Below are 22,522 nucleotides of genomic sequence, written 5' to 3'. Positions count from 1 at the left end.
AAAGAAATATGGCAGCCGCCGAAAATAGGTTAGTTAAAAATCCCAAGTTTGTTACATCCTGTAATGAACCGTTTTTAATTAATTTAAACTTTTAAACAATGAAATTATATATTTCCAGGTTGTTACTTGGTACATTATTCTTATTTACACAATTTATTGCTGCTCAAAACCTTTCAAAAAATCAGTTCAGAGTAAAAGGGAACTGTGAAATGTGCAAAACCAGAATAGAAGGTGCAGCTAAAAAAGCAGGAGCAAAAACAGCAGTTTATTCCATAGATCTTCAGACGCTGACCCTGGAGACAGATCATATTCCGGCAGATGAAATTTTAAAGAAAGTAGCAGAGGCAGGTCATGATAATGAAAAATTCAAAGCACCTGATACAACCTATAATGGTCTTCCCGGATGTTGTCATTACGAAAGAGACCTTCAGCCTATTCAATCAGAAACCTACCCTCATCATCCTGCTAAAAAAAATAATGAATTTTATGTAAGGGGGAACTGCGGCTCATGCAAAGCAAGAATTGAAAAAGCTGCAAAAGATGCCGGGGCTGATGGCGCTGAATGGAATGCAGAAAAGCAAACTGTTACCCTGGATTTCGATTCGTCAAAAACTTCATCAGATAAAATTTTAAAAGCCATTGCTGATGCAGGCCATGACAATGAAAAGTACAAAGCAACGGACGCTGTTTATAACAGTCTTCCCGGATGTTGCCTGTACGACAGGGATTTCACCTTTGGAGAAGCTAATCCTAAAGTACATGATGAAGAGAAGGCCACCAAACATGAAAACCACGATGAACACGGAACATCACCTGCCGATGGATCTCACAGCAAAAAGGAAAAAAGCATTGACGGTGTTGTTGTAACAGGTTCCAGAGCGGCCACTTCTTTAAATAAAAAAGAGACCGGACTTGTCTTCAATATTGATAAAAAAGAACTTTTAAAGGCTGCATGTTGCAATTTATCGGAGAGCTTTGAGACCAATGCAACCGTAGATGTTTCTTTCAGCAATGCCGTTACCGGAACCAAGCAATTAAAAATGCTTGGATTGGATCAAAAATATACAAGCCTCACTAAAGAGCAGCTTCCTGAAATTCGTGGGCTGGCTTCTGCTTATGGACTGAACTTTATCCCGGGAAGATGGATAGAAAGTATACAGCTGACCAAAGGAGGAAGTACGGTAACTAACGGGTACGAAAGTATAACAGGACAAATTAACACCGAACTTTTGAAAAATGCAAAGGCTCCTGAGACTTCTCTGAACCTCTTTTCTGACTTCAACGGAAGGGCAGAAGCCAACATTACCAGCGTATCTCCCATTAATAATAAATGGTCACAGACATTTTTACTGCATGGGAACGGGACCTTCGGAAATACGGATATGAATCACGATGGTTTCCTGGACAGGCCAAAAGGAACACAACTCAACGCAGCTTACTTATTAAACTATAATGATTTGGAAAAATCCGGATTCGGGTCCCATTTCGGAATCAATTTTATCCGGGATGAGAGAACAGCCGGGCAAATAGGTTTTGATAAAAAACTGGCTCAGAACGAACAACCTGCATATGGTGTAGGTATTGATATTTCAAGATTCCAGGTCTGGAACAAAACAGGATATGTTTTTAAAGGAAAGCCTTATCAGAGTATTGGCTGGATGAACCAGTATGTATATCACCAGCAAGACAGTTTTTTTGGATTGAGGAATTATTCAGGACAACAGCATACCTATTATTCCAATCTGATTTTTGAAAGTATTATTGGTAATACCAATCATAAATACAAAACCGGAGCAAGTTTTTTATATGACGGTTATAAAGAAACCTACCTTACCGATGATTTCAGAAGAAATGAGATTGTACCCGGGATTTTTGCCGAATATACTTTAACAGGGCTAAAGTATACTTTAGTAGCGGGCGCAAGGGTTGATTTCCATAACCTGGCAGGAACACAGTTTACCCCAAGATTAAATTTCAAATATGATATCACTCCTCAGACCATCCTGAGATTGTCTGCAGGAAGAGGGTTCAGAACGGCAAATGTTTTCGCTGAAAGCCAGCACTATTTTGCTTCCAACAGAAGTATCAATATTATACCGAATGGAGGAAACATTTATGGATTAAAACCTGAAATTGCATGGAATTATGGTGCCAGCTTGCAACAGGAATTTAAGCTTTTCGGAAGAAAATCTTCCATTATTGCTGATTTTTTCAGAACGGATTTCCAGGATCAGGTATTGGTAGATCTGGACCAGTCTCCACAGCAGCTTACATTCTATAACCTGGAAGGGAAATCTTTTGCCAACTCTTTACAGACCCAATGGGATTTTACTCCTTTCAGGAACTTTGATGTAAGGCTTGCTTATAAATATTATGATGTACAGGCAGATTATACCGGAGGAAGAAGAGAGGTTCCTTTCATGGCGAAACACAGAGGATTCGTAAACCTGGCCTATGCTACCAATAAGAATGACAAAGGAGGATTCTGGAGCTTTGATACCACTTTGAACTGGGTAGGTAAACAAAGACTTCCGGACACCTCAAGCAATCCGGCAGAATTCCGGTTGCCGGTATATTCCGAATCCTACGCTGTATTGAATGCTCAGGTTTCGAGAAACTTTAATAAAAAGATCAGGGCTTACCTGGGTGGAGAAAACCTGACTTCCTATTATCAGAAAAATGCAATTGTAGATTTTAAAAATCCATTTGGAAGTTATTTTGATGGTGGAATGGTATATGCCCCGATCATGAAAGCTAATTTTTATGTTGGTCTTGATGTAACATTCTGATTTCTATTACGTAAAACAAAAACAGCACCGGACCGGTGCTGTTTTTCATTACGAAAAATTAAACTTTAAAAAAATTACAGGTTTACAATATATAGAATTAATATATACTGGTATTTTAGGCTAGTCATAAAGATCTTTCTCTATAGGAAGACAAAATATATTACCTTTTTTGACAATTTTTAAATCATCAAAATAAAAATCAGCTTCTAGGTCCTTAATTTCTTCAACAGTTTCTCCGTTGTCATAGGAGCAACTGAGATTAAACAGGTTGTCACCGATCCTTTCAAGTTCCCAGTTCTGAACTTCATCATCCAGCTCGGGAAACAGTTGTTGATCTACAATAAGGTCCAGCAGCCAGAAACAATTTTCATAAACAGCTATATCATTTACCCCTTCTGTAAGTTTGTACCCATTCTTATACCCATGCAGTTTGTTCGGAAATGTATAAATATCATATAGTTCATTAGCCGAGTTTTTAACTTTGTTATGCTTATTAGTGCTCATGAAATTATTAATTTTTGTATTTCTGGTTTAATTATTAATTTTATTCCCTTATTATTTAACATTGCTATGTTAAATTTGTTTTCTATCTTTGACAAATATAGTCTAAATTTAGACCAATTTAAGAAATTATGGACAAAATTCAAACCATAAAAGAAAGAATTTTCTTTTTCCTTGAGAAAAAGGGCATTAAAAAGGAAACTTTTTATAAAGAAACAGGCATGTCTTCCTCTAATTTTAAAGGAGCAGCATTGAAAAGTGACCTGGGTGTTGATAAACTTGCAAAAATTTTGATTGTTTATCCGGAGTTAAAGGAAAATGAGAATCTGATATGGCTTATTACCAGTAACGGTGAATTGAATCTACATTCAAACCAGGGAAAAGATCAGCCGGCTGCCGAACTTCAGCATGAAGACACGCACGAAAAACTGGGGGATTTGCTTGCCAATCTGTTTGCACAATATAATACTCAGGATAAAAGTATTTTATTTGTCCAGAACCAGATTTCAAGGATCGAGAAAAAATATGACGAAGCGATCTTACAGCAGAATAAGTATTTGGAAGAAATCTTAACCTTAGCCAAGCTTGTAGCCAAATAACCTAATTTCTATTAATAATTATTTTTTCTGAACCTCCTAAAAGGGTTTTTGTAGGAGTATTTAAAATGAGGTATCCCAGGTCTTTTGCAAAAAGCTCAAGATCCTGCATTGTAGCTATAAATCCATTATTAATTTCTTTCTTTACCAGATAAATCTTTTTTAGATATTCTTCCTCCGAGATAAGGGTCTCAGAATAATCTTCCCATAATTTATCAGAAAGTGCTACAAGAATTTTTAATCTTTCTCTATGGCTATTCATTTTCTTTAATATCATTACGTTTAAAAAGAATATTAGAGAACCTGTCTAGCGTACTATTATTAAATTTATCAAGCAAATGTAATTTTCTATAATAGTTATCCAATCTAAAAAACTAAAAAAAATGATTAGTATCAGAAGCAATATAATAGCCATATCTGCTATTGCAGATATTTTATTCTGATTAAAAAATATGAATTTTATGTAGGTTACCAAATGGAAATAACCTGCCACCAATGCCACATAAAAAGTATATCTGTTGGCTTTAAACAAGCCTCCTAAAGCTAATAATATAAAGCATGATGATATTGATAAAAAATAAATAGATGAATCAAGATCAAGTCTTCTTTCTCCGGCATTATTATCTAACTGGACATTTACATCAATAAAATATCCAACTATATTATTCAGAAATGGTAATATAGCTGAAATTAAGACAAATGCTGAAGCTATTATTTCAATAGTCAGTTTATTTAGGCCGATCCGGTTTTGTTGGATCGATTGTTTCCTGGGCTGTTGCATTGACGTCTCCTTCTTTACTGTGGGTTCCATTTAAACTATCTTTTTTAATCAGGGAGTCATCCAAAAATCTCGCAGTTTCGGCTCTGTTCATTTCAATTTTATCTCCTTTTTGACCGGCTGGTGCATCAATTTCTCCTTCTCTATCTGAACATGCTGTTACAATAGATAGTAATAAAACTCCTGATAGTAATAATCTTGCTTTCATATATATTATATTTTTTAACAACTTAAAGATAAGACTTACCTCTTAAATTTGAGCCACAAAAAATATAATAATATTTCCTACTTTAAATAATTTTATAAAAATATTTTATATCACTATTTGTTGAAACCAAATGTAATAAATATTCTTGTGTTACCATTACATAATTGCAAAAAAAATCAATACAATTAAATAAAATAACAAAAAAACAAATAATCCTGCATCAATACTACAAAATCCAAAGAATCGACAATCCTATTTCTGCCCATAATTCACTATATCGCTGTTATTTTTTTCGGAAAATTTAGAATTTTGTAATCAAAATACACCAATTATAAGTAAAACATCAGTCAAAAAATTTATTTAAATTAAAAAAACACCTATTTATCAGAATAGCTATTAAGACAGAATTTAATGTAATCTCATATAAAAAGAAATCCCATTTTAGCCTTGATAAGTATCAAGCTGCTAAAATGGGATATTTTATTTATTTTGACGGCGGACTATCTTCCAAAATCGTCCTGTACCCTTACAATATCATCTTCATCTGAAGGATTGGAGGCATCGGTATGCTGCCAGATTTCTGCAACAATTCCCCATCCGTCGAGACCAATAAGACGGTGTCTTTCCCCCTGCTGAAGTTTCACCTGGTCTTTCGGGTGGTATTCTTTCAGCTCACCTTCTTCATCGGTATTACTCCTTTTAATTCCTACTGTTCCTTCTACCACCTGCCAGATTTCAGCTCTTCTGTGATGATACTGCCAGCTGAGTCTTGCCTGGGGAGCAACGATAAGAATTTTTGGGCTCAATTTTCCTCCTATTCGCAGGCTTTCTACATCAAGCCCATCAAAGTATTGGTTGGCAAAATCCTGTGCCTGGATTTCATCAATCACAAAAAAACCGCCCCATGGTCTTGTCTGATCCTGTGCTGCAATATTAAAACCTTGTGCCTGCAGCATTTTTTCTACTCTGTCGAATATTTCTTTCTTTTCTGTACTCATACAGTTGTATTTCTATATTAAATTATTATTTGTTTGTTTCTTCTTTTGACATTGAATAAGGAAAATCTTTTTCCTGCGAACCTCTTTCTTTATTGGGCTTATTATCCATTTTAAAATCAAGGACAGCCCCTTTCATTAATTCTTTATGGCTGAGCCAGTTTCTGGAATAAGGTTGCTGGTTGACGTTCAATGATTTTACATACAGGTTTCCGGAGTTATTTTCCGGTGCATTTATCTCAATTTTCTTGCCATTCTCAAGGTGAATAGTGGCTTCTTTAAATAATGGTGCTCCTAACACATACTGATCAGTGGCTGGGGTTACAGGATAAAATCCTAAAGCAGAGAAAATGTACCAAGCAGAGGTTTGCCCGTTATCTTCATCCCCGCAATATCCATCCGGTGTTCCCATGTATAATTTATCCATTACCTGCCTCACCCAATATTGTGTTTTATAGGGAGCTCCTGCATAATTATACAGGTAAATCATATGCTGTATCGGCTGGTTTCCATGGGCGTACTGCCCCATATTCATGATCTGCATTTCACGGATTTCATGGATTACGCTTCCATAGTAGCTGTCGTCAAAAACCGGCGGTAATGAGAAAACTTCATCCAGTTTGGCTTCAAACTTCTTTTTCCCACCCATTAATGTGGCCAGACCTTCAATATCCTGGAAAACTGACCAGGTGTAATGCCAGCTGTTTCCTTCGGTAAAGGCATCTCCCCATTTGAAAGGATTAAAAGGCTTCTGGAAACTGCCGTCTTTATTTTTACCACGCATTAAACCGGTTTCTTTATCAAACAGATTTTTATAATTGTATGCTCTTTTTTTGTAAATATCAATTTCTGAAGCAGGTTTTCCTAATGCCTTTCCAAGCTGGTAAATCGCAAAATCATCGTATGCATATTCCAGTGTTCTGGCTGCATTCTCGTTGATTTTCACATCATATGGAACATACCCCAGTGTATTGTAATACCCTACTCCTGCACGGCCTACAGCTTCTATAGGTCCCTCGTTATCGGCTCCGTGTTTTACCGCCTGCCAAAGGGTTTCTATATCATAACCGCGAAGTCCTTTCAGATAGGCATCCGCTACCACGGAAGCAGAATTATTTCCGATCATTATATCAGAATATCCCGGGCTGCTCCATTCCGGTAAGAAACCTCCTTCTTTGTAGGCATTCGCCAAACCTTCCTGCATTTCCACATTAATGCCTGGATATACCAGGTTCAGGAATGGGTACAATGCACGGAAAGTATCCCAGAAGCCTGTTCCGGCAAACATTCTTCCATCAACAATTTTACCGTTATAAGGACTCCAGTGTTTTATTGTATTCCGGGCATCAATTTCATATAGCTTTTGTGGAAAAAACAGGGTTCTGTACAAAGAAGAATAGAAGGTTCTCATTTGCTGATCTGTTCCTCCTTTTACTTCTATTTTACCTAATGTTTTATTCCAGATATTTTTAGCATCGGTTTTTACCTGTTCAAAATTTCTGTTCCCGATTTCCCTGTTGAGATTCAGCTCAGCCTGTTCAAAACTAATGAATGAAGAAGCTACTTTTGCATAGACTGCTTCTTTATTTTTTAATTTAAACCCAACCACTGCGCCTGCATGATCACTCGTAATTTCCAACTGATTGTTTACGAATTTATCATCTTTCCAGCCTGTCGTCACATCAAAGTGTTTGTCAAACTGAATGATGAAATAGTTTTTAAAATTTTCATATTTCCCCGTTGAATACCTGGTTGTATATCCCAGTATTTTTCTTTCTTTAGGAAGAATTTTAATATAAGAGCCTTTATTCAATGCATCGATCACTACATAAGCGCTATCGGTTTTTGGGAAATCAAATTTGAAAAAAGCGGCTCTTTCTGTAGGAGTAAACTCTGTGGTCACATTAATATCCGCCAGATAAACACTATAGAAATAGGGAGTTGAAACCTCAGCTTTATGGCTGAACCAACTCGCTCTTTCGTCTTCTTTAAATTTTAATTTACCTACACCCGGCATCAGAGTAAATGCTCCATAATCATTCATCCAGGGAGAGGGCTGATGGGTCTGTTTAAAACCTTTTATTTTGTCAGCATCATAAGTATAGGCCCATCCATCGCCCATTTTGCCCGTTTGCGGGGTCCAGATATTCATTCCCCAAGGAAGGCCTACCGCCGGATAGGTATTTCCGTTGGATAAAGAAGGTTTAGACTGGGTTCCCATTAATGGGTTCACATAATCTACGGGAGACCCGGTTTGTGCAAAAGCCCAGGCTTGTAATAAGAGAAAAAAGGTAGAAAATAGAGACTTCATTGTATCGTTTCGTTTAGTTTGTTGACACTTTTTTTAATGCATAGCTGGCAGCGCCCAAAATGGCAGCATCTTCAAAAATAGCAGAAATCCTGACTGGCAAACTGATGTTATTCTTTGCTAAATTTTCAGTAAATCTTTTTTCAAAATAAGGATAAGCCTTTGCAATATTGCCTCCTATAACTAACACTTCCGGTTTATAATGATCCACGTATTTCACGATAAACTCAGAGAAGGAGTCTGCATATTCATCAAATATTCTGGTTTGTATTTCTACAGGTTTATCCAACAGATCTTTGGTTCCGGAAATTTGTTCACCCGTTAATTCTGCGTAGTAATTAACAAACCAGCGTGTTGCCAGATAATCTTCACAAATAGATTTTTTGAAAGGTGAATCCCATAAATCTTCATCTGTTGCCAGTTCACCATTATAAAAAAGTAGTTCCCAGTCCTGTCCCAAGAGTCACTCCAAAAACTTTTTGGAATCCTTGCACACAGCCTCCGAAAACTTCGCCTTCCATAAAAGCTGCCGCATCATTTACAAAATGAATCTGATCTTTAGAAATAGCCAATCTTCCGGCCAGTTCGTTTTTGATATTGATCTGGTAGATATCGATAAATTTTCCTTGCTGCATCAGGGATATTCCATTTTCATAATCGAAAGGTCCGGGCATTGCAATTCCTATTAAAAGATCATCTTTATTCAAATCATGGGCTGCTTTTTTAATGGCAGAAACCCATGCTGAAAAGATAGTTTCCCTATCGTCAAAAGAATTGACATGCTCTCTTACATATGTTGAAGAAATAATTTCACGCTTTTCCGCGCTCACCTGAGCCAGCGTAATATGAGATCCTCCAATATCTATTCCTAGTATATTTTGCATTATTTTTCGCTTTATTTTACTTTCCAATATATCTGTGACTGAAAACAGGCAAACAAGAATAGTTAACCTGTCTGTTTTCTAAATCCCAGACTTTACAATTTTTCAGTCAGGAAATTTTGTAAAGATAAGTACCATCGACTAAATCCTGTGTATTACCTATATTATTATTTTAATTAATATTCGTTTTAGATAAATTTCCGGAGAAGCCAGGGAGCCGAAGTAACCGAAAAATCACCGGGCCTAAACCCGATGATTGATTAATTATTTTATTATTAATTTTTCACTTTGCTTCAGGCTTCCATCCTGAGATTCAAAGCGGACAATATAATTTCCTGCTGAAAGGCCGGATATATCATACTGATTATTTCCTGCTGTTAATGTTTTTGTTACCACAACATCACCCTTAAAATTATAAACCGTTAGTTTTCCTTTACTATATTCTTCAGGAACAGAAATACCAAGTGCTGAAGAGGTATTTACCGGGTTCGGATAGAGTTTTATTTGCTCTTTAGCGGTTATTTGTTCTGATATTTTTTGGCTTTCAACCATTCCGGCAGATTTCTGGGTGCCGGCCGGACACGGTACATCTGTTACCCAGCTTGAAGCATTAGTGCCTGTTAAAGTTAATGACATTCCATTTCCTGAGGTATCCTGTACTGATGAACCTGTTCCTTCATTAAATTTCCAGTAGGCTGCAAGAGTAGACGCTGGAACTGATACTCCACACATATTCTGGCTGATTTCCGTCTGGCTCAATGCCCGCTTCCAAACCCGGACCTCATCTATTTTACCATTGAAGTTCCGGGAAACATTATATAAATATCCTACATTGAAAGCTCCGTTTGAATTAACGTTTCCTGCTTGGGCTTTGCTTGCATCCAAAACTCCATTGATATACAATTTCATGGTAGCCCCATCGTATGTTGCTGCAACGTGGTACCATGTATTGGCGCTCAAGGCTGTAGTGGAAGCCAGTTTTTGCTGTACATTATTGATGCTTACCACAAACTGAAGCTTATTGTTGGCAAGGTTCCCGTCTCCTAATCGTAAAAATGCGGAATTGTTATCACCTACTTCTGTACCCATAATGGAAGAGATGTAGGGGAATGCTGATTTGAAAGATGATGGTTTTATCCAGCCTTCAAAAGATAATGCAGAACCGCTTAAATTGATATTTCCGGCAGCTCCTGATGTTGTACTTCCGTCTAAAGAAAGGGCGTAGGAACCTGTAGGTATTGTTGTTCCGCTTCCGCTGTTAAATCTTGGCGCAAACATATAAGTGCTTTTCACACTACAATTGGTTCTTATTCTCCAATCATATTCTGTATTTACCGTTAATCCTGATACCGTTACAGAGGTTCCGCTTACGGCAGTAGCAACGCTGGTCCAGGTAGCAGATGAAGCGGGCTTATAGTCTATATCATAAGTACTGGTTCCTACGGCAGTCCAGTTCAGTTTTGCACTTGTCCCTGTAAGATTGCTTGTATATAATCCGATAGGGGCATCGCAATTTGTTCCCTGTGTCCATGATTGTAAAGAACCACTTAAAACGGTTTGTTCTCCGTACAGTGTCTGGGTACCTGCAGAAAGCTGCGATGCCTGATTGGTTCCTTTTAAATCATACCAAAGATATAATCCGTATCCTCCGGTTTTGGTTTGACTGGCAAGGCTGGTTGTCGTTGAGTTAGAAGTGTTTCCTAACCAAACCGCAGCTGGGGAAATCTGGGCTTTCGTAAGAGGGGGAACGTTGGGTGCGGAAAATGTTCCATAGTTGGCATTCCAGCTGTAGTTGACATAGTCTCCCACTCTGCTTCCATTCCAGGATAGTCTTGAAGCTGCGGGGCCATAGTAATAAAATGTGATAAGCTTGTCCGGTAAAAGGGCTCTCAGTTCCTGGACGAGCATTACAAAAGAACTGTCATTAGGCTGTCCGGTTCCGTTATTACCATATTCCGAATATTCATCATCGAAATCGATCCCGTCCAATCCGTATGTATTGACAGTATTGGCCAGTTGTAATGCAAAATCTCTGGCAGCCTCGCGGGTAGGAAAATTGCAGATACCGGCTCCCTGGTGATTTCCCAGAATAGTCAGTACTACTTTCATTCCTTTTTGCTGAAGGGGTTTGATGTATGTATCCGCATTGGTCAATACTTTGGTCACATTGTTATTGCTATACAAATAAGCCCTTCCACGGTTTGCATCATAATTAATATTAGCCGCAAAAATATTTACAACATTAAATAAATAGCTATTTGATGTCTGCAGTTTGTACGCCCCTGCGTTAAGGATGTTATTGTTATTTACTTCTACATAGCATATTCCTGCGGGATTAAGCTGTTGTGCATTCAGTAGAGAGCCGGCCTGGAGGATCAGCGCCATCAGTGTAATAAAAATTGATTTTTTTTTCATTGTATATTTATTTTAAGGTTTGGTGTTTTCAATTTTATACAGCACTCCCCCGGCATCCTTCTTTTTCAAGAAAGACACCTTATACAAAAGGGCAATATAAAAGGGTGGACTATGTCAGTAGCTCCGGATTTTCATTAAATGTTTTCCATAGTAATTCTCCAAACAATGTATTGGACCATGCAAACCATTCCCTGGTAAACTTTTTATCATCATCTTTATGGAATGATTCATGCATAAATCCTGTCCCGCCATGGGTTTTCTGCAACGTATCAATACACCATTTAATCTCACCTTTATCCTTTGTGGTAAGGGCTTTCATAATGATACTCATCGGCCAGATCATATCGAGACCAATATGTGCCCCTCCGATTCCTTCCGCCAGTTTACCTTTGAAAAAGAATGGATTATCTTGTGACCATACATATTTTCTTGTATTCAGGTAGACAGGATCGTCTTCCTTTACGGCTCCTAAATATGGTAATCCCAGTAAACTAGGGCAGTTGGCATCATCCATCAGGTTATAACTTCCAAAACCATTGACTTCAAAAGCGTATATTTTCCCATATTCAGGATGGTTGTAAATTCCATATTTTTTAATGGCTGCATCCACCTCATCGGCAAGACTGGTTAATTGCTGAGCCAATGTTTTTTCATTTTTGATTTGCGAAACCATTTCCGCTGCCTGGCGAAGACTTACTACCGCAAATAAGTTGGAAGGGATCAAAAATCCGTAAATCGTAGCATCATCACTCGGACGGAACATTGAGCTGATTAGCCCAACCGGCTTCGTAGGATAACCGTAGCCTCCCATCGGCACTCCGTCTGTAGCCCACGCTGTGGTACGTTCAAACTTGTAAGGTCCAAGATCTTTTTTCCTTTGCTGCTCTGTAAATGTTTGCAAAGTAAGCCTGATCCCCTGCAGCCAGTTATTATCAAACGGTTTCGTATCTCCTGTTGTTTTCCAGAAATGGTAAGCCAGACGAATAGGGTAACACAGGGAGTCTATTTCCCATTTTCTTTCGTGGGTTCCCGGTTTCATGTCCGTGTGGTCATATTCTTTCCACTTGCTTATTTTTTGATCATCATTATAGAAAGCATTCGCGTATGGATCTTTCAGAATAAACGTGGTCTGTTTATGAATTACTCCTGAGATCAGCTTATGAAGTTTTTCATCTTTCTTTGAAAACTGCAGATAGGGAAAAACCTGGGCGGAACTGTCACGAAGCCACATTGCATCAATATCTCCTGTAATTACATATGTATCCGGTTGTCCGTTATTTTCACTATAGAAAACTGTAGTATCTAAAGTATTGGGAAAGCAGTTTTCAAACAGCCACGACAGTTCTTTATTTTTAACTTTTTTCTTAAAAGCCGTTATCGCACTTTCTACCGATTCACTGGTAAAATGTCTCTTATCTTTAGGGACCCGTACTACAGGAAAATCTCCCAGGTCCAGTGTCTTTGCAAAGACATTTTGAGTAAACAGCAATCCGGCTCCTGCCAGTGCACTTGTTTTAATAAAATTTCTCCTTTCCATTGATACTTTCGTTTATTTCTTTATTTTATTCGTTTTATTTTACAGGTTTACTACCCATTACAAATCTCAGTTCCCCGCCGTTCATAATATCACTATGATTAATCTCCCAGCTTTTGAATTCTTTTCCGTTCAGATACATTTTCTGCACATAGATATTTTTATCGGAAATTTTATCGGCAATGACCGTAAATGTTTTTCCGTTTTCAAGTTTGAGTGATGCCTTCGGAAACTGAGGAGCTCCGATGGCGTAGACAGGCTTCCCTGGTGTTACAGGATAAAACCCTAATGAGGAGAAAATATACCAGGCAGACATTTGCCCGCAGTCTTCATTGTTGACTATCCCGTCTGGTTTCGCCGCATACATATTGTCATGGATGTATTTTACCATTTTCTGGGTTTTATAAGGGCTTCCTGCATAGTTGTACAAATAAGGTACATGATGCCCGGGCTCATCCCCAAATCCCAGTGAACCGATAAATCCTGAAATGTCGACATGCTGTTCTCCCTGCATATTCAGGGCTTCTGTAAAAGTTTTATCCAGCTTTTCTTCAAAGCCTTTTTTTCCTCCGTACAGATTCATCATTTCATCAATCTGGTGCGGCACAAAGAAGTCATAAGCCCAGATATTTCCGGAAACCCAGTGAGGCTGTAATTTTTTCCAATCGTTTAAGGCAAAATCGGGGATAAATTTTCCATCTTTTTGTCTTGGCCAGAAATGGTTGTTTTCTTTATTAAATGTATTCAGGAAATTCATAGAACGCTTTTTATAAACTTCAGCTTCGTCCTTTTTTCCTAATTTTTCAGCAAGCTGCTGAATACACCAATCATCATAGGCATATTCCAGGGTTGCAGAGACAGATGCTCCGTTTTCCGATGGGGTATAGCCCAGTTTGATATAGTCGTTAAGGCCTCCACCTCCATCGCTGCTGCTCATTTTATCGGTTAAAGAGGCGTCCTTCATGGCTGCAAAAGCTTTTTCGGCATCAATTCCCGGTACTCCTTTAGAAATAGCATCCCAGATAACCGATACGCTGTGGTACCCCAGCATACAGAAGTTATCATAACCGCACAACTCCCAGATCGGCATATGATCTTTACGGTCTGTATAACGGCTTATCAGGGAGTTTGCAAACTCTTTGGTATGTTTCTGATCCATAATGGTCAGCAACGGATGTGTGGCTCTGAAGCCGTCCCAATACGAGTAAGTGCTATAGTTGGTAAACCATTTGGTATTCATATTTTCCTGGGCAGCGACATAGTCTCCGTTAACATCCATATAAAGATTAGGGGCGATGAAAGTATGATAAACTCCGGTATAGAAAATTTTTCTCTGGTCATCCGTACCTCCTGTTACCTGGAATCTTCCGATAAGATCTCGCCATGTTTTCTGGGCAGTCTCTTTGGCCTGGGCAAAGCTGACATTTTTGGCTTCTGTATCAAAATTCTCCTGGGCGTTCTCTGTACTTACCGGAGATAAGGAAACCTTTACTTCAATGCTTTCATTATCTTCAGTAGCAAATCTTACAAAAGCTTTGGCATCTTTGGCAAGAGCTATTTTTTCATTATTTTTTATTTTGCCTTCCGAGTAAACACCATACGATGTAAACGGTTTCGAAAACTCCATTACAAAATAGGCAAACCTTTTTCCTCCCCATCCATTACTGTAGCAATATCCTTTAATTTTGTTATTTCCTTCTATACTTACCAGGGTGTGGTAAATATTTCCGAAGATCTTATTGGTAGGATCAATAATGATATTGGATTCCTCACTTTTCGGAAATGTATATTTATGAAAACCTACTCGCGGGGAAGCTGTCAGTTCTGCTTTAATCCCATAGCTATCCAGCATTACAGAATAATATCCCGGTGATGCGGTTTCTTTTTCATGGCTAAATGTTGACCGGTAGCCTGATGAAGGGTTATCTTCTGTTCCCGGAGTCATTTTTACCTGACCTACCGTTGGCATTACCAAAATATCTCCGAGATCTGCCCAACCGGTTCCGCTAAGATGATTATGGCTGAACCCCATAATGGTCTTGCTGCTGTAATGATACCCGGAACACCAATCCCAGTCACCACTTTTTGTATTCTGATCAGGGCTTAGCTGGATCATTCCAAAAGGAGTGGTAGCTCCCGGAAACGTATGCCCATGTCCTCCTGTACCAATGAAAGGATCTACCCAGGATAAAACATCATTCTTATTTTGCTGGGCATTGACTACAGAAACCAGAGTGGTAAAAAAACAGATAAGCAATTCTTTTTTCATGATAAAAGTATCAGGATTTTTTAATTTAAAAGTTGGGTCTAAAATAGGAAAACCATTACAAAGATCCCAACAATAAAGGGAATTAAGCTGATCATCCTATTAAAAAACTTTATATTCTTCAGATTGAATTCTTTTTCATAAAATCAATAATTTCTGAAATATATCCGAAGGCAATCGCTACTACCGTATCGGCAGCGCCATAATACACGGTAACTTTATCCCCTTCTGTGAGTGCTGCACACGGGAAAACTACATTTGGTACGTCTCCTGTCAGCTCATACAATTCTGCCGGAGCCAGTAAATAGGGTTTGGTCCTGTACAACACTTTTGCAGGATCTTCAAGGTCCAGCAATGCTGCCCCCATTGAATAACGGAATCCCCTGCAGGTATTGATTACCCCATGGTAAAACAACAGCCATCCTTCTTCTGTTTTTATAGGGACCGGCCCTCCACCAATCTTTGTACACTGCCATGCACTGTCTTCAAATGGTGTTACTTTCATTACACAACGATGTTCACCCCAATATTTCATATCAGGGCTGTAGCTGATATAAATATCCCCGAAAGGCGTGTGCCCGTTGTCACTCGGACGGCTCAACATTGCATATTTACCATTGATTTTTTCCGGGAAAAGAACTCCGTTCCGGTTGAATGGAAGAAATGCATTTTCACACTGGAAAAATTCTTTAAAATCAAAAGTATATCCGATTCCGATCGTAGGACCGTTGTATCCGTTACACCATGTTATCCAGTAACGGTCTTCTATGAATGTTACTCTCGGATCATATTTGTAATCAGATTCGATCATCTCGGTATTTCCGGCCTTCATTTCAATGGGATCATGATTAATATCCCAATGGATTCCATCTTTACTGAAACCAGCAAAAATATTCATCTGTACTGCTTTGTTGTCACATCTGAATACTCCTGCAAATCCATCTTCAAAAGGAATTACCGCACTGTTGAATATACTGTTGGACGTTGGTATCGCATATCTGTTAATGATCGGGTTTTCGGAAAACCTCCACATAATATCACTGCAACCTTCCGGGCGATCCTGCCAAGGGATCATTACTGATTGAGCTGTCATAAAGTATTTTTACTTTTTATTTTAATTGTTTGAGTAATGTGTTATTTAAACCTAACAGGTTTTAAAAACCTGTTAGGTTTAGTGTTTGTTTAATTATGTTCTTCTTTATTTTCTGAATAAGGAAAAGGAACAAATAAGGTTACAAGGAATGCAGGAACTGTAGCAATCAGCACCCAGATAAAGAATAGTTTATATCCTACCCAGTCACTGATCATTCCGCTGAACATCCCCGGAATCATCACTCCGAGGTTCATAATTCCTGTAGCAAATGCATAATGGGCGGTTTTGTGTTTCCCCGGAGCAATCTGCTGCATCATATACAGCATTAATCCTACAAAACCGAATCCATACCCGAAATATTCCACCACTACGGCAATCCCTACAGGTAAAAGATCATCAGGCTGATAATGGGCCAACAGTGCGTATACCACAAACGGGATATTGAATGCACAACACAGCCATATCAATGATTTTTTCAGCCCGCGGGCCGAAATAAAATACCCGGCTAATACGGATCCTAAAATAAATGCTGCTGAGCCGTATGTTCCGTAAATAAGTCCTATATCTGATGTAGATAGTCCTAATCCTCCTGAAGATCTTGGTGCTTTAAAAAACAAGGGTGCTATTTTAATTGCAAAACCTTCTGCAAAACGGTATAATATAATGAACAATACACACCATACAATCTTGGGTTTGGTAAAGAAGGAGGTAATTACCTCCCACAATTCCTTACGAACATTTCCTGCTGTTTTCCCTTTTTTTTCTTCTTTATTTTCTTTGGGCAAGATCCATGAATGGTAAATTGCCAGGGCAAAGAAAACAGCTGCATAAATGCCCATGATGATCATCCAGGCATGCGTCACTCCTTTTGTTTTTTCCAATACCCCTGCAAAATAAACCAACGCTCCGCTGCTGATAATTTTCGCCAGGTTATAAAAAGCCCCCTGCCAGCCGATGTATTTTGCCTGTTCTTTATTTGTAAGGAAACTGATATAGGTGCCATCCGCCACAATATCATGTGTGGCTCCACAAAAGGCAATAATGGCAAACAGAGCAATGCTATATTTGAAAAAACCAGGTAAAGGAAGGCTTAATGCCACCAGGGCAAACAAAATTCCTATGGCAAACTGGGTCGCAACAACAAAGAACTTTTTTTGTTTTACAGATCTCCAGAAACGGGCTCCAAAGTGGTTTTAATGTCCATGAAAACATAATAAGGGCCGTCCAGAACGTAATCTGAGAATCTGAAATACCCATATCCTTATACATAATCCCGGAAACCGCATTAATTGTTACAAAAGGTACTCCCATTGCAAAGTATAATGTGGAAATCCAAAGAATAGGATGAATCAGACGAATTCCGGAGTTGTTCTTTCCCATATTAAAAATAAGATTCTAAAGAAACAAGACATCTCAAAAACTCTATTCCGGTTTAAAACGAAACTATAAATTTATTGGAGATATACTCCTCCCGAAATGAGTCAAATAGTTATTTGAACCTGAGATGTCTCTGTATATATTAAAAAATGTTTTGGCTTCTTATTTCTTATCCCACCATAATTTAGTTCCTCCATTATCCGGCCCGTTAAGTGTAGCAGCAGCTTTTTGATACCCGATTGGATTATTGTTACGGTATTTTGTTGGGATCGGTATTCTTCTTATCATTTTATCCGTATCAATACTTCCCTGACTGGAGTTCAAAATATTTTTAAATAATATTGGATAGCCCGTTCTTCTTTGTTCCGCCCAGGCTTCAGATCCATCGGGGTATAGAGCCAACCATTTCTGAGTCATAATCCTTTCAAGTTTTCTTTCCGGATTATCCGTTTCGTTCCATTTTATGGTAATTGTACTTAACATTGGATTTCCTGCCGGAACATTATTAACAGTATTTTTAGGGTCAATATAAGGCTGTTCCATGGAAGTATCATCCGCAATATATGTCCCATAATCGGCACTTTTCCCCCATTCTTCCATGGATATTCTTACTCCCGTTTCATAGTTGCTTTTCGCGTCACCAGCTCCAGCATACCCAAACAAAGCGGCCTCGGCCTTTAAAAACCAGGTTTCTGCGGCTGTAAATATTTTTCCTTTTCCATTCTGATTTCCCGGGGCGAAATAAGCTCCTCCGGCTGCATCCGCCAATGGAACAGAATAATTAACATAAAAAGTTTTATCTCCTTTCAGGTCAATACCTTGACGAATACCAATATATTGTCCTGCTACTGCAGGATCTGTTGCTTTAAAGGCATAGGCACTGATTCTAGGGTCTTTGAATCCATTCAGATATGCTAAAAGGGGGGCTCCTGATCTGCAATCTCCCCAATCGTAGATCACTCCTCCTATAGGTGAAGGAGTTCCATAATTAATTAACGCATTGTCAATATTACTTTCAATAAGGCCAGCCGGAGAGGCAAGTGCTTCCTCCGCGTACTTTTTGGAATCTGCAGGAGCTGCATATCGCATTCTCATAGCAATTCTGAACTTAAGAGAATTGGCAAATTTTACCCACTTTATCTGGTCTCCTCCATAAAATACATCAGCAGATTTCATTACAGCCTTGTCTTCAACAGCTATATTCGTGTTTTGAAGTACTGTAATAGCTTTGGTTAAATCTGCAATAAAATAATGATAGGCATTTTCCTGAGAATCAAAATCAGTAGACCCATCACTATTAGGCTTGTTAAATCTGCTATAAATTACCGGACCATGTACATCGGAAACTTTAAGACTGGCAACGACTTTGATAATATCCATAATGGCCAAAGATTTATCAAAGTTATACCCAGGATAAGTTTTCTCCATAACAGCCTTAAAAACATCTTTTTTGTTAAGAATATCTTCCAATTGAGTAATCATAATCCTTTCATTCCAGTTATCCATCATAAAATAAGTGGAGTTGAAATTATTTCCGTTGAAAGGATTAGAAGTACTAAAATACCCACTAAACATATCTGCATTCAAATTCTGTTGCAACTGATAAACGCCAAGATTATAATGGACTAGACCTCTTTGCATTAACTTCATAGAAGCCACCAGTTGACCAAAATCAGCATTAAGCTGCTCATCACCCAAACCAGGAGTATATTCACTATTAATTTTATCAAATTCACTCGTACAGCTTACAGTAAACAGGCCTGCAGCCATTAATAAATAAAACGCTTTATATTTAAAATATTTTTTTCATAACTACAGATTTAAAAATTTAATTTCACTGAAAATCCTAATGATCTCGTTATTGGAATTCCAAAAATATCTACTCCAACGCCTCCCGGGTTTACTCCTGAAACTTGTTCAGGATCAAAAGGAGCTTTCTTATATAAGAAGAAAAGATTTGTTCCGATGAAACTTACTGTAGCGTCTGTAAGATATTTTGAATTCAGTTTGAAGGTATAAGATACAGATGCCTGTCTCAATCGTACTGCCGTAGCTTTATACATATAGGCTTCAGTTAACGGATCTCTGCCTCCTACACTTGAATAATATGCTTGAGCATCTGTTTTTCCGTTATATGGCGTTCCATCCTCTTTAACTGCATTTTCTATAACAACACCGCCGGCATCACGCGCATCTGCAGATGCTTTACTTACTCCTAGCTGATCATTCATCGCCTGGGTAATGCTCAGGACCTGACCCCCGAACTTACCATCTATAAGGAAGCTCACATTAAGATTCCCAATATTGAATGTATTATTAAGACCAAGCATAAACTTAGGATTTGGATTTCCTAAATATTCTCTATTGGTGGTTCTTCTAGGAACCCCGTTCTCATCTACAATAATACGTCCCTGATCATCTCTTAAAAAAGCAAATCCATAAATATCTCCAAAAGATCCTCCTACTTTAAGTCTATTATAACCACTTCCTACTAATTCAAGGCTAATATTAGAATCCTGGAAGTACTTTACAGGAAGCAATTCTATAATCTTATTTTTATTGGAAGAAGCATTAAAAGTAGTAGTCCAGCCAAATTTCTGACCTTTAAAAATATCATAAGAAATAGCAGACTCAAATCCTGTATTTTGAATATTTCCTGCGTTGATTGTTACCTTTCCATTGTTATATGGATCTCCAAACCCTACTGCGCTCACATCTTTCAGCATCTGGTTCGTCGTATTTGATCTGTAATAGGTAAAATCGAAGCTTAACCTATTGTTTAAAAATCTTAATTCTGTTCCGGCTTCAAAAGTTTTGTTAAGTTCAGGTTTTAACCAAAGATCTTTAAATTCTTCCCCTGTAATTGGTGAACCACTGAAGCCTACAGGTGTTCCTGCATCAAAACCACTGATATGATTGATCAGAACAGGATCCAGGGCATTACCTACCCTAGCATAAGAAGCTCTTACCTTCCAGAAACTAATAGGTTTAGGAAGAGTGAAAATATCCGATAGAATGGCATTAGCGCCCACAGATTGATAATCAAAAGAAACATTGGTTTTACCATACAGATCAGCTAAAGTGGATGACCAGTCATTCCTGTATGTTAAATCGAGATACACCAATTTCTTATAACCAATCGTTGTACTGGCAAATACAGATTGGTCTTGTCTGTTTCCATTATATATCGTGTATGAAGCTACACTTTCATCACGCTCTTTTGGCCAATATAAATTATTAGCAGTAAACAGATTAGGTAACTTCAATAAACTGTTATCGATTTTAGAAGTTAAAGAACGTAAATCTGAAATGCTCGCACCTACCGTAAAATCAAAACTTATATCATCTGTGATATGTGGTGATCCAAGTAATATTACATCACCATATTTTGTTGTACGTTCAATCGTATTTTTAATAAGCCTACCATTTTTTTTTACCATCATAGGTTCCCGGCAAAACAGTAGAAAGAGAATATGCAGAAATTTGTCTTTCTGTATCAGAAAAATAATAACTATAATTTCCTCTGGCCTGAATATTTAGCCAGCTATTAATTGCATAATTTAATGAAGCTGATCCGTAAAAAATTTTTATTAGTTGTGGTCACCGGGTTTCTATTCAGCACCCACATCGGATTTTGGTCCTCGGTAGAAAACACCCCATTAGAATCTATGTTCCACCAGTTTTGAGCAGGCAGGTTTCTTGATTTGTCCAAATATGAATAATTATTTGCATAATAATCAAAATCTACTCCTCTTGGTAACCAATATAAGCTTGTGAGTGGAGAAAACCATCTTCCGGGAGATATCCTGTTTTTAGAATCCTGTAAAGAAGCCATTACATTAGCCTCTAAAGTAAGCTTATCATCTAAAAATTTACTTGAATTTTTAAAGTTGATATTATATTGTTTAAAATTAGAAGTTGGGATGATGCCTTCATTGGTTGTATTACCTATAGAGAAAAAGTTTTGTGATTTTTCATTTCCGGCACTGAAGGTAAGACTATTGGTTAAAGTAGTTCCGGTTTTAAGAAAATCTTTTACATAGTCTTTGGAAGCTCCTTTCACTCCCCAGCTGCTTTCAGAACCAGGAGTACGAGTAGCGGGGTCATGTGGAGTAGTTTGAAGATAACTGTATTGAAGTTTCGGCAAATCATATGCCTTGTCAAAAGTGAGACTGGATGTAAAAGATAATCTACTTTTTCCTTTTGAGCCTTTTTTAGTTGTAATTAATACTACACCATTACCTCCCTGGGCCCCATACAATGCTGATGCCGAAGCCCCCTTCAGGAAATTAATACTTTGTATATCCTCCGGATTAATCATACTGAAAATATCCCCGGTGTCCGGCATTTGAGAAAATACCATCGCATCCGGACCTCCGGTATTATTAATAATTGGTATACCATCTATTACAAAAAGGGGCTGGCTGTTTCTTGTAGACTTATCTCCACGCATTACTATCCTTACAGACCCTCCTACACCACCATTGGTTTTATTAATTTGTACATTGGAAACTTTCCCGTTGATTGAATTTAAAAGATTGGGCGTTTTCACTTCTGTCAGCTCATCTCCACCGATTTGCTGGCTGGAGTATGTTAAAGATCTGGCTTGCCTTTTAATCCCCAAAGAAGTAACAACAACCTCCTGAATATCGGTTGTCTTAGTGGTGTCGGTTGTTTTTTTTCTCCTGAGCGTTGGCTGCAAGGGAAAAAACTAATAGAACCGGTATAACTGCTTTTCTCATAAGGTTTAGATTAGTTAGAGTTAGTTGAAAATCAATTAC

At 38.1% G+C, this 22,522-nt stretch carries 16 protein-coding genes and 1 pseudogene; 2 read left to right on the top strand and 15 right to left on the bottom strand.

All coding sequences use genetic code 11. The features are described from left to right. The first annotated feature begins 98 nt into the window (after positions 1 to 98). Positions 99 to 2,789, top strand: coding sequence for a TonB-dependent receptor domain-containing protein (locus HX13_RS13915; protein WP_050021607.1), 2,691 nt, complete (start codon positions 99 to 101; stop codon positions 2,787 to 2,789). Between the two features lie 120 nt (positions 2,790 to 2,909). Here the strand turns inward: HX13_RS13915 and HX13_RS13910 are convergent, their stop codons facing one another. Continuing rightward, positions 2,910 to 3,293 carry a DUF6876 family protein gene (locus HX13_RS13910; RefSeq protein WP_050021606.1) on the bottom strand — a complete coding sequence of 128 codons (384 nt, stop codon included), beginning with the start codon at positions 3,291 to 3,293 and terminating at the stop codon, positions 2,910 to 2,912. A 128-nt stretch (positions 3,294 to 3,421) separates the two neighbouring features. Between HX13_RS13910 and HX13_RS13905 the strand changes: the two genes are divergently transcribed. Continuing rightward, positions 3,422 to 3,889: a hypothetical protein gene (locus tag HX13_RS13905; protein WP_050021605.1), complete on the top strand. Its 468-nt coding sequence runs from the start codon at positions 3,422 to 3,424 to the stop codon at positions 3,887 to 3,889. Between the two features lies 1 nt (position 3,890). Here the strand turns inward: HX13_RS13905 and HX13_RS13900 are convergent, their stop codons facing one another. The 14 genes and pseudogenes from HX13_RS13900 to HX13_RS24390 all read right to left on the bottom strand — a co-directional run bounded on the left by HX13_RS13900 (position 3,891) and on the right by HX13_RS24390 (position 22,443). Further along, positions 3,891 to 4,163, bottom strand: coding sequence for a hypothetical protein (locus HX13_RS13900; protein WP_128572422.1), 273 nt, complete (start codon positions 4,161 to 4,163; stop codon positions 3,891 to 3,893). 451 nt (positions 4,164 to 4,614) lie between these two features. After that, a complete protein-coding gene (locus HX13_RS13895; RefSeq protein WP_050021603.1) occupies positions 4,615 to 4,872 on the bottom strand; it encodes a hypothetical protein in 258 nt (85 codons plus the stop codon). Positions 4,873 to 5,372: 500 nt separating this feature from the next. Next, positions 5,373 to 5,870, bottom strand: coding sequence for a phosphoheptose isomerase (locus tag HX13_RS13890; RefSeq protein WP_050021602.1), 498 nt, complete (start codon positions 5,868 to 5,870; stop codon positions 5,373 to 5,375). 25 nt (positions 5,871 to 5,895) lie between these two features. Further along, positions 5,896 to 8,178, bottom strand: a complete 2,283-nt coding sequence (locus HX13_RS13885) for a GH92 family glycosyl hydrolase (protein ID WP_050021601.1) — start codon at positions 8,176 to 8,178, stop codon at positions 5,896 to 5,898. Positions 8,179 to 8,191: 13 nt separating this feature from the next. Then, entirely contained in the window at positions 8,192 to 8,635 is a 444-nt protein-coding gene (locus HX13_RS24405) for a hypothetical protein (protein ID WP_238555352.1), read from the bottom strand. Then, a complete protein-coding gene (locus HX13_RS24400; protein ID WP_238555351.1) occupies positions 8,604 to 9,059 on the bottom strand; it encodes an ROK family protein in 456 nt (151 codons plus the stop codon). The genes HX13_RS24405 and HX13_RS24400 overlap by 32 nt, the downstream gene beginning before the upstream one ends. Positions 9,060 to 9,320: 261 nt before the next feature. Beyond that, positions 9,321 to 11,471 carry an endo-beta-N-acetylglucosaminidase H gene (locus HX13_RS22115; protein ID WP_128572421.1) on the bottom strand — a complete coding sequence of 717 codons (2,151 nt, stop codon included), beginning with the start codon at positions 11,469 to 11,471 and terminating at the stop codon, positions 9,321 to 9,323. 109 nt (positions 11,472 to 11,580) lie between these two features. After that, complete coding sequence (locus HX13_RS13870) at positions 11,581 to 13,008, bottom strand: glycoside hydrolase family 125 protein (RefSeq protein ID WP_050021600.1); 1,428 nt, start codon at positions 13,006 to 13,008, stop codon at positions 11,581 to 11,583. Positions 13,009 to 13,042: 34 nt separating this feature from the next. Next, a complete protein-coding gene (locus tag HX13_RS13865) occupies positions 13,043 to 15,274 on the bottom strand; it encodes a GH92 family glycosyl hydrolase (RefSeq protein ID WP_185113609.1) in 2,232 nt (743 codons plus the stop codon). A 118-nt stretch (positions 15,275 to 15,392) separates the two neighbouring features. Next, positions 15,393 to 16,364, bottom strand: a complete 972-nt coding sequence (locus HX13_RS13860) for a glycoside hydrolase family 130 protein (RefSeq protein ID WP_050021598.1) — start codon at positions 16,362 to 16,364, stop codon at positions 15,393 to 15,395. Positions 16,365 to 16,453: 89 nt separating this feature from the next. Continuing rightward, a pseudogene (locus HX13_RS13855) lies at positions 16,454 to 17,744 on the bottom strand (MFS transporter). Positions 17,745 to 17,903: 159 nt separating this feature from the next. Further along, positions 17,904 to 19,511: a SusD/RagB family nutrient-binding outer membrane lipoprotein gene (locus tag HX13_RS13850; RefSeq protein ID WP_050021597.1), complete on the bottom strand. Its 1,608-nt coding sequence runs from the start codon at positions 19,509 to 19,511 to the stop codon at positions 17,904 to 17,906. Positions 19,512 to 19,561: 50 nt separating this feature from the next. Next, positions 19,562 to 21,184: a hypothetical protein gene (locus HX13_RS24395; RefSeq protein WP_238555350.1), complete on the bottom strand. Its 1,623-nt coding sequence runs from the start codon at positions 21,182 to 21,184 to the stop codon at positions 19,562 to 19,564. 104 nt (positions 21,185 to 21,288) lie between these two features. Next, positions 21,289 to 22,443, bottom strand: coding sequence for a TonB-dependent receptor plug domain-containing protein (locus tag HX13_RS24390; RefSeq protein ID WP_238555349.1), 1,155 nt, complete (start codon positions 22,441 to 22,443; stop codon positions 21,289 to 21,291). Positions 22,444 to 22,522: the final 79 nt, after the last annotated feature.

Source organism: Chryseobacterium sp. P1-3 (assembly GCF_000738495.1).
GTDB lineage: Bacteria > Bacteroidota > Bacteroidia > Flavobacteriales > Weeksellaceae > Chryseobacterium > Chryseobacterium gallinarum.
Note: the sequence above shows the minus strand (reverse complement) of the source record. Positions and strands in the feature narration are given on the sequence as shown.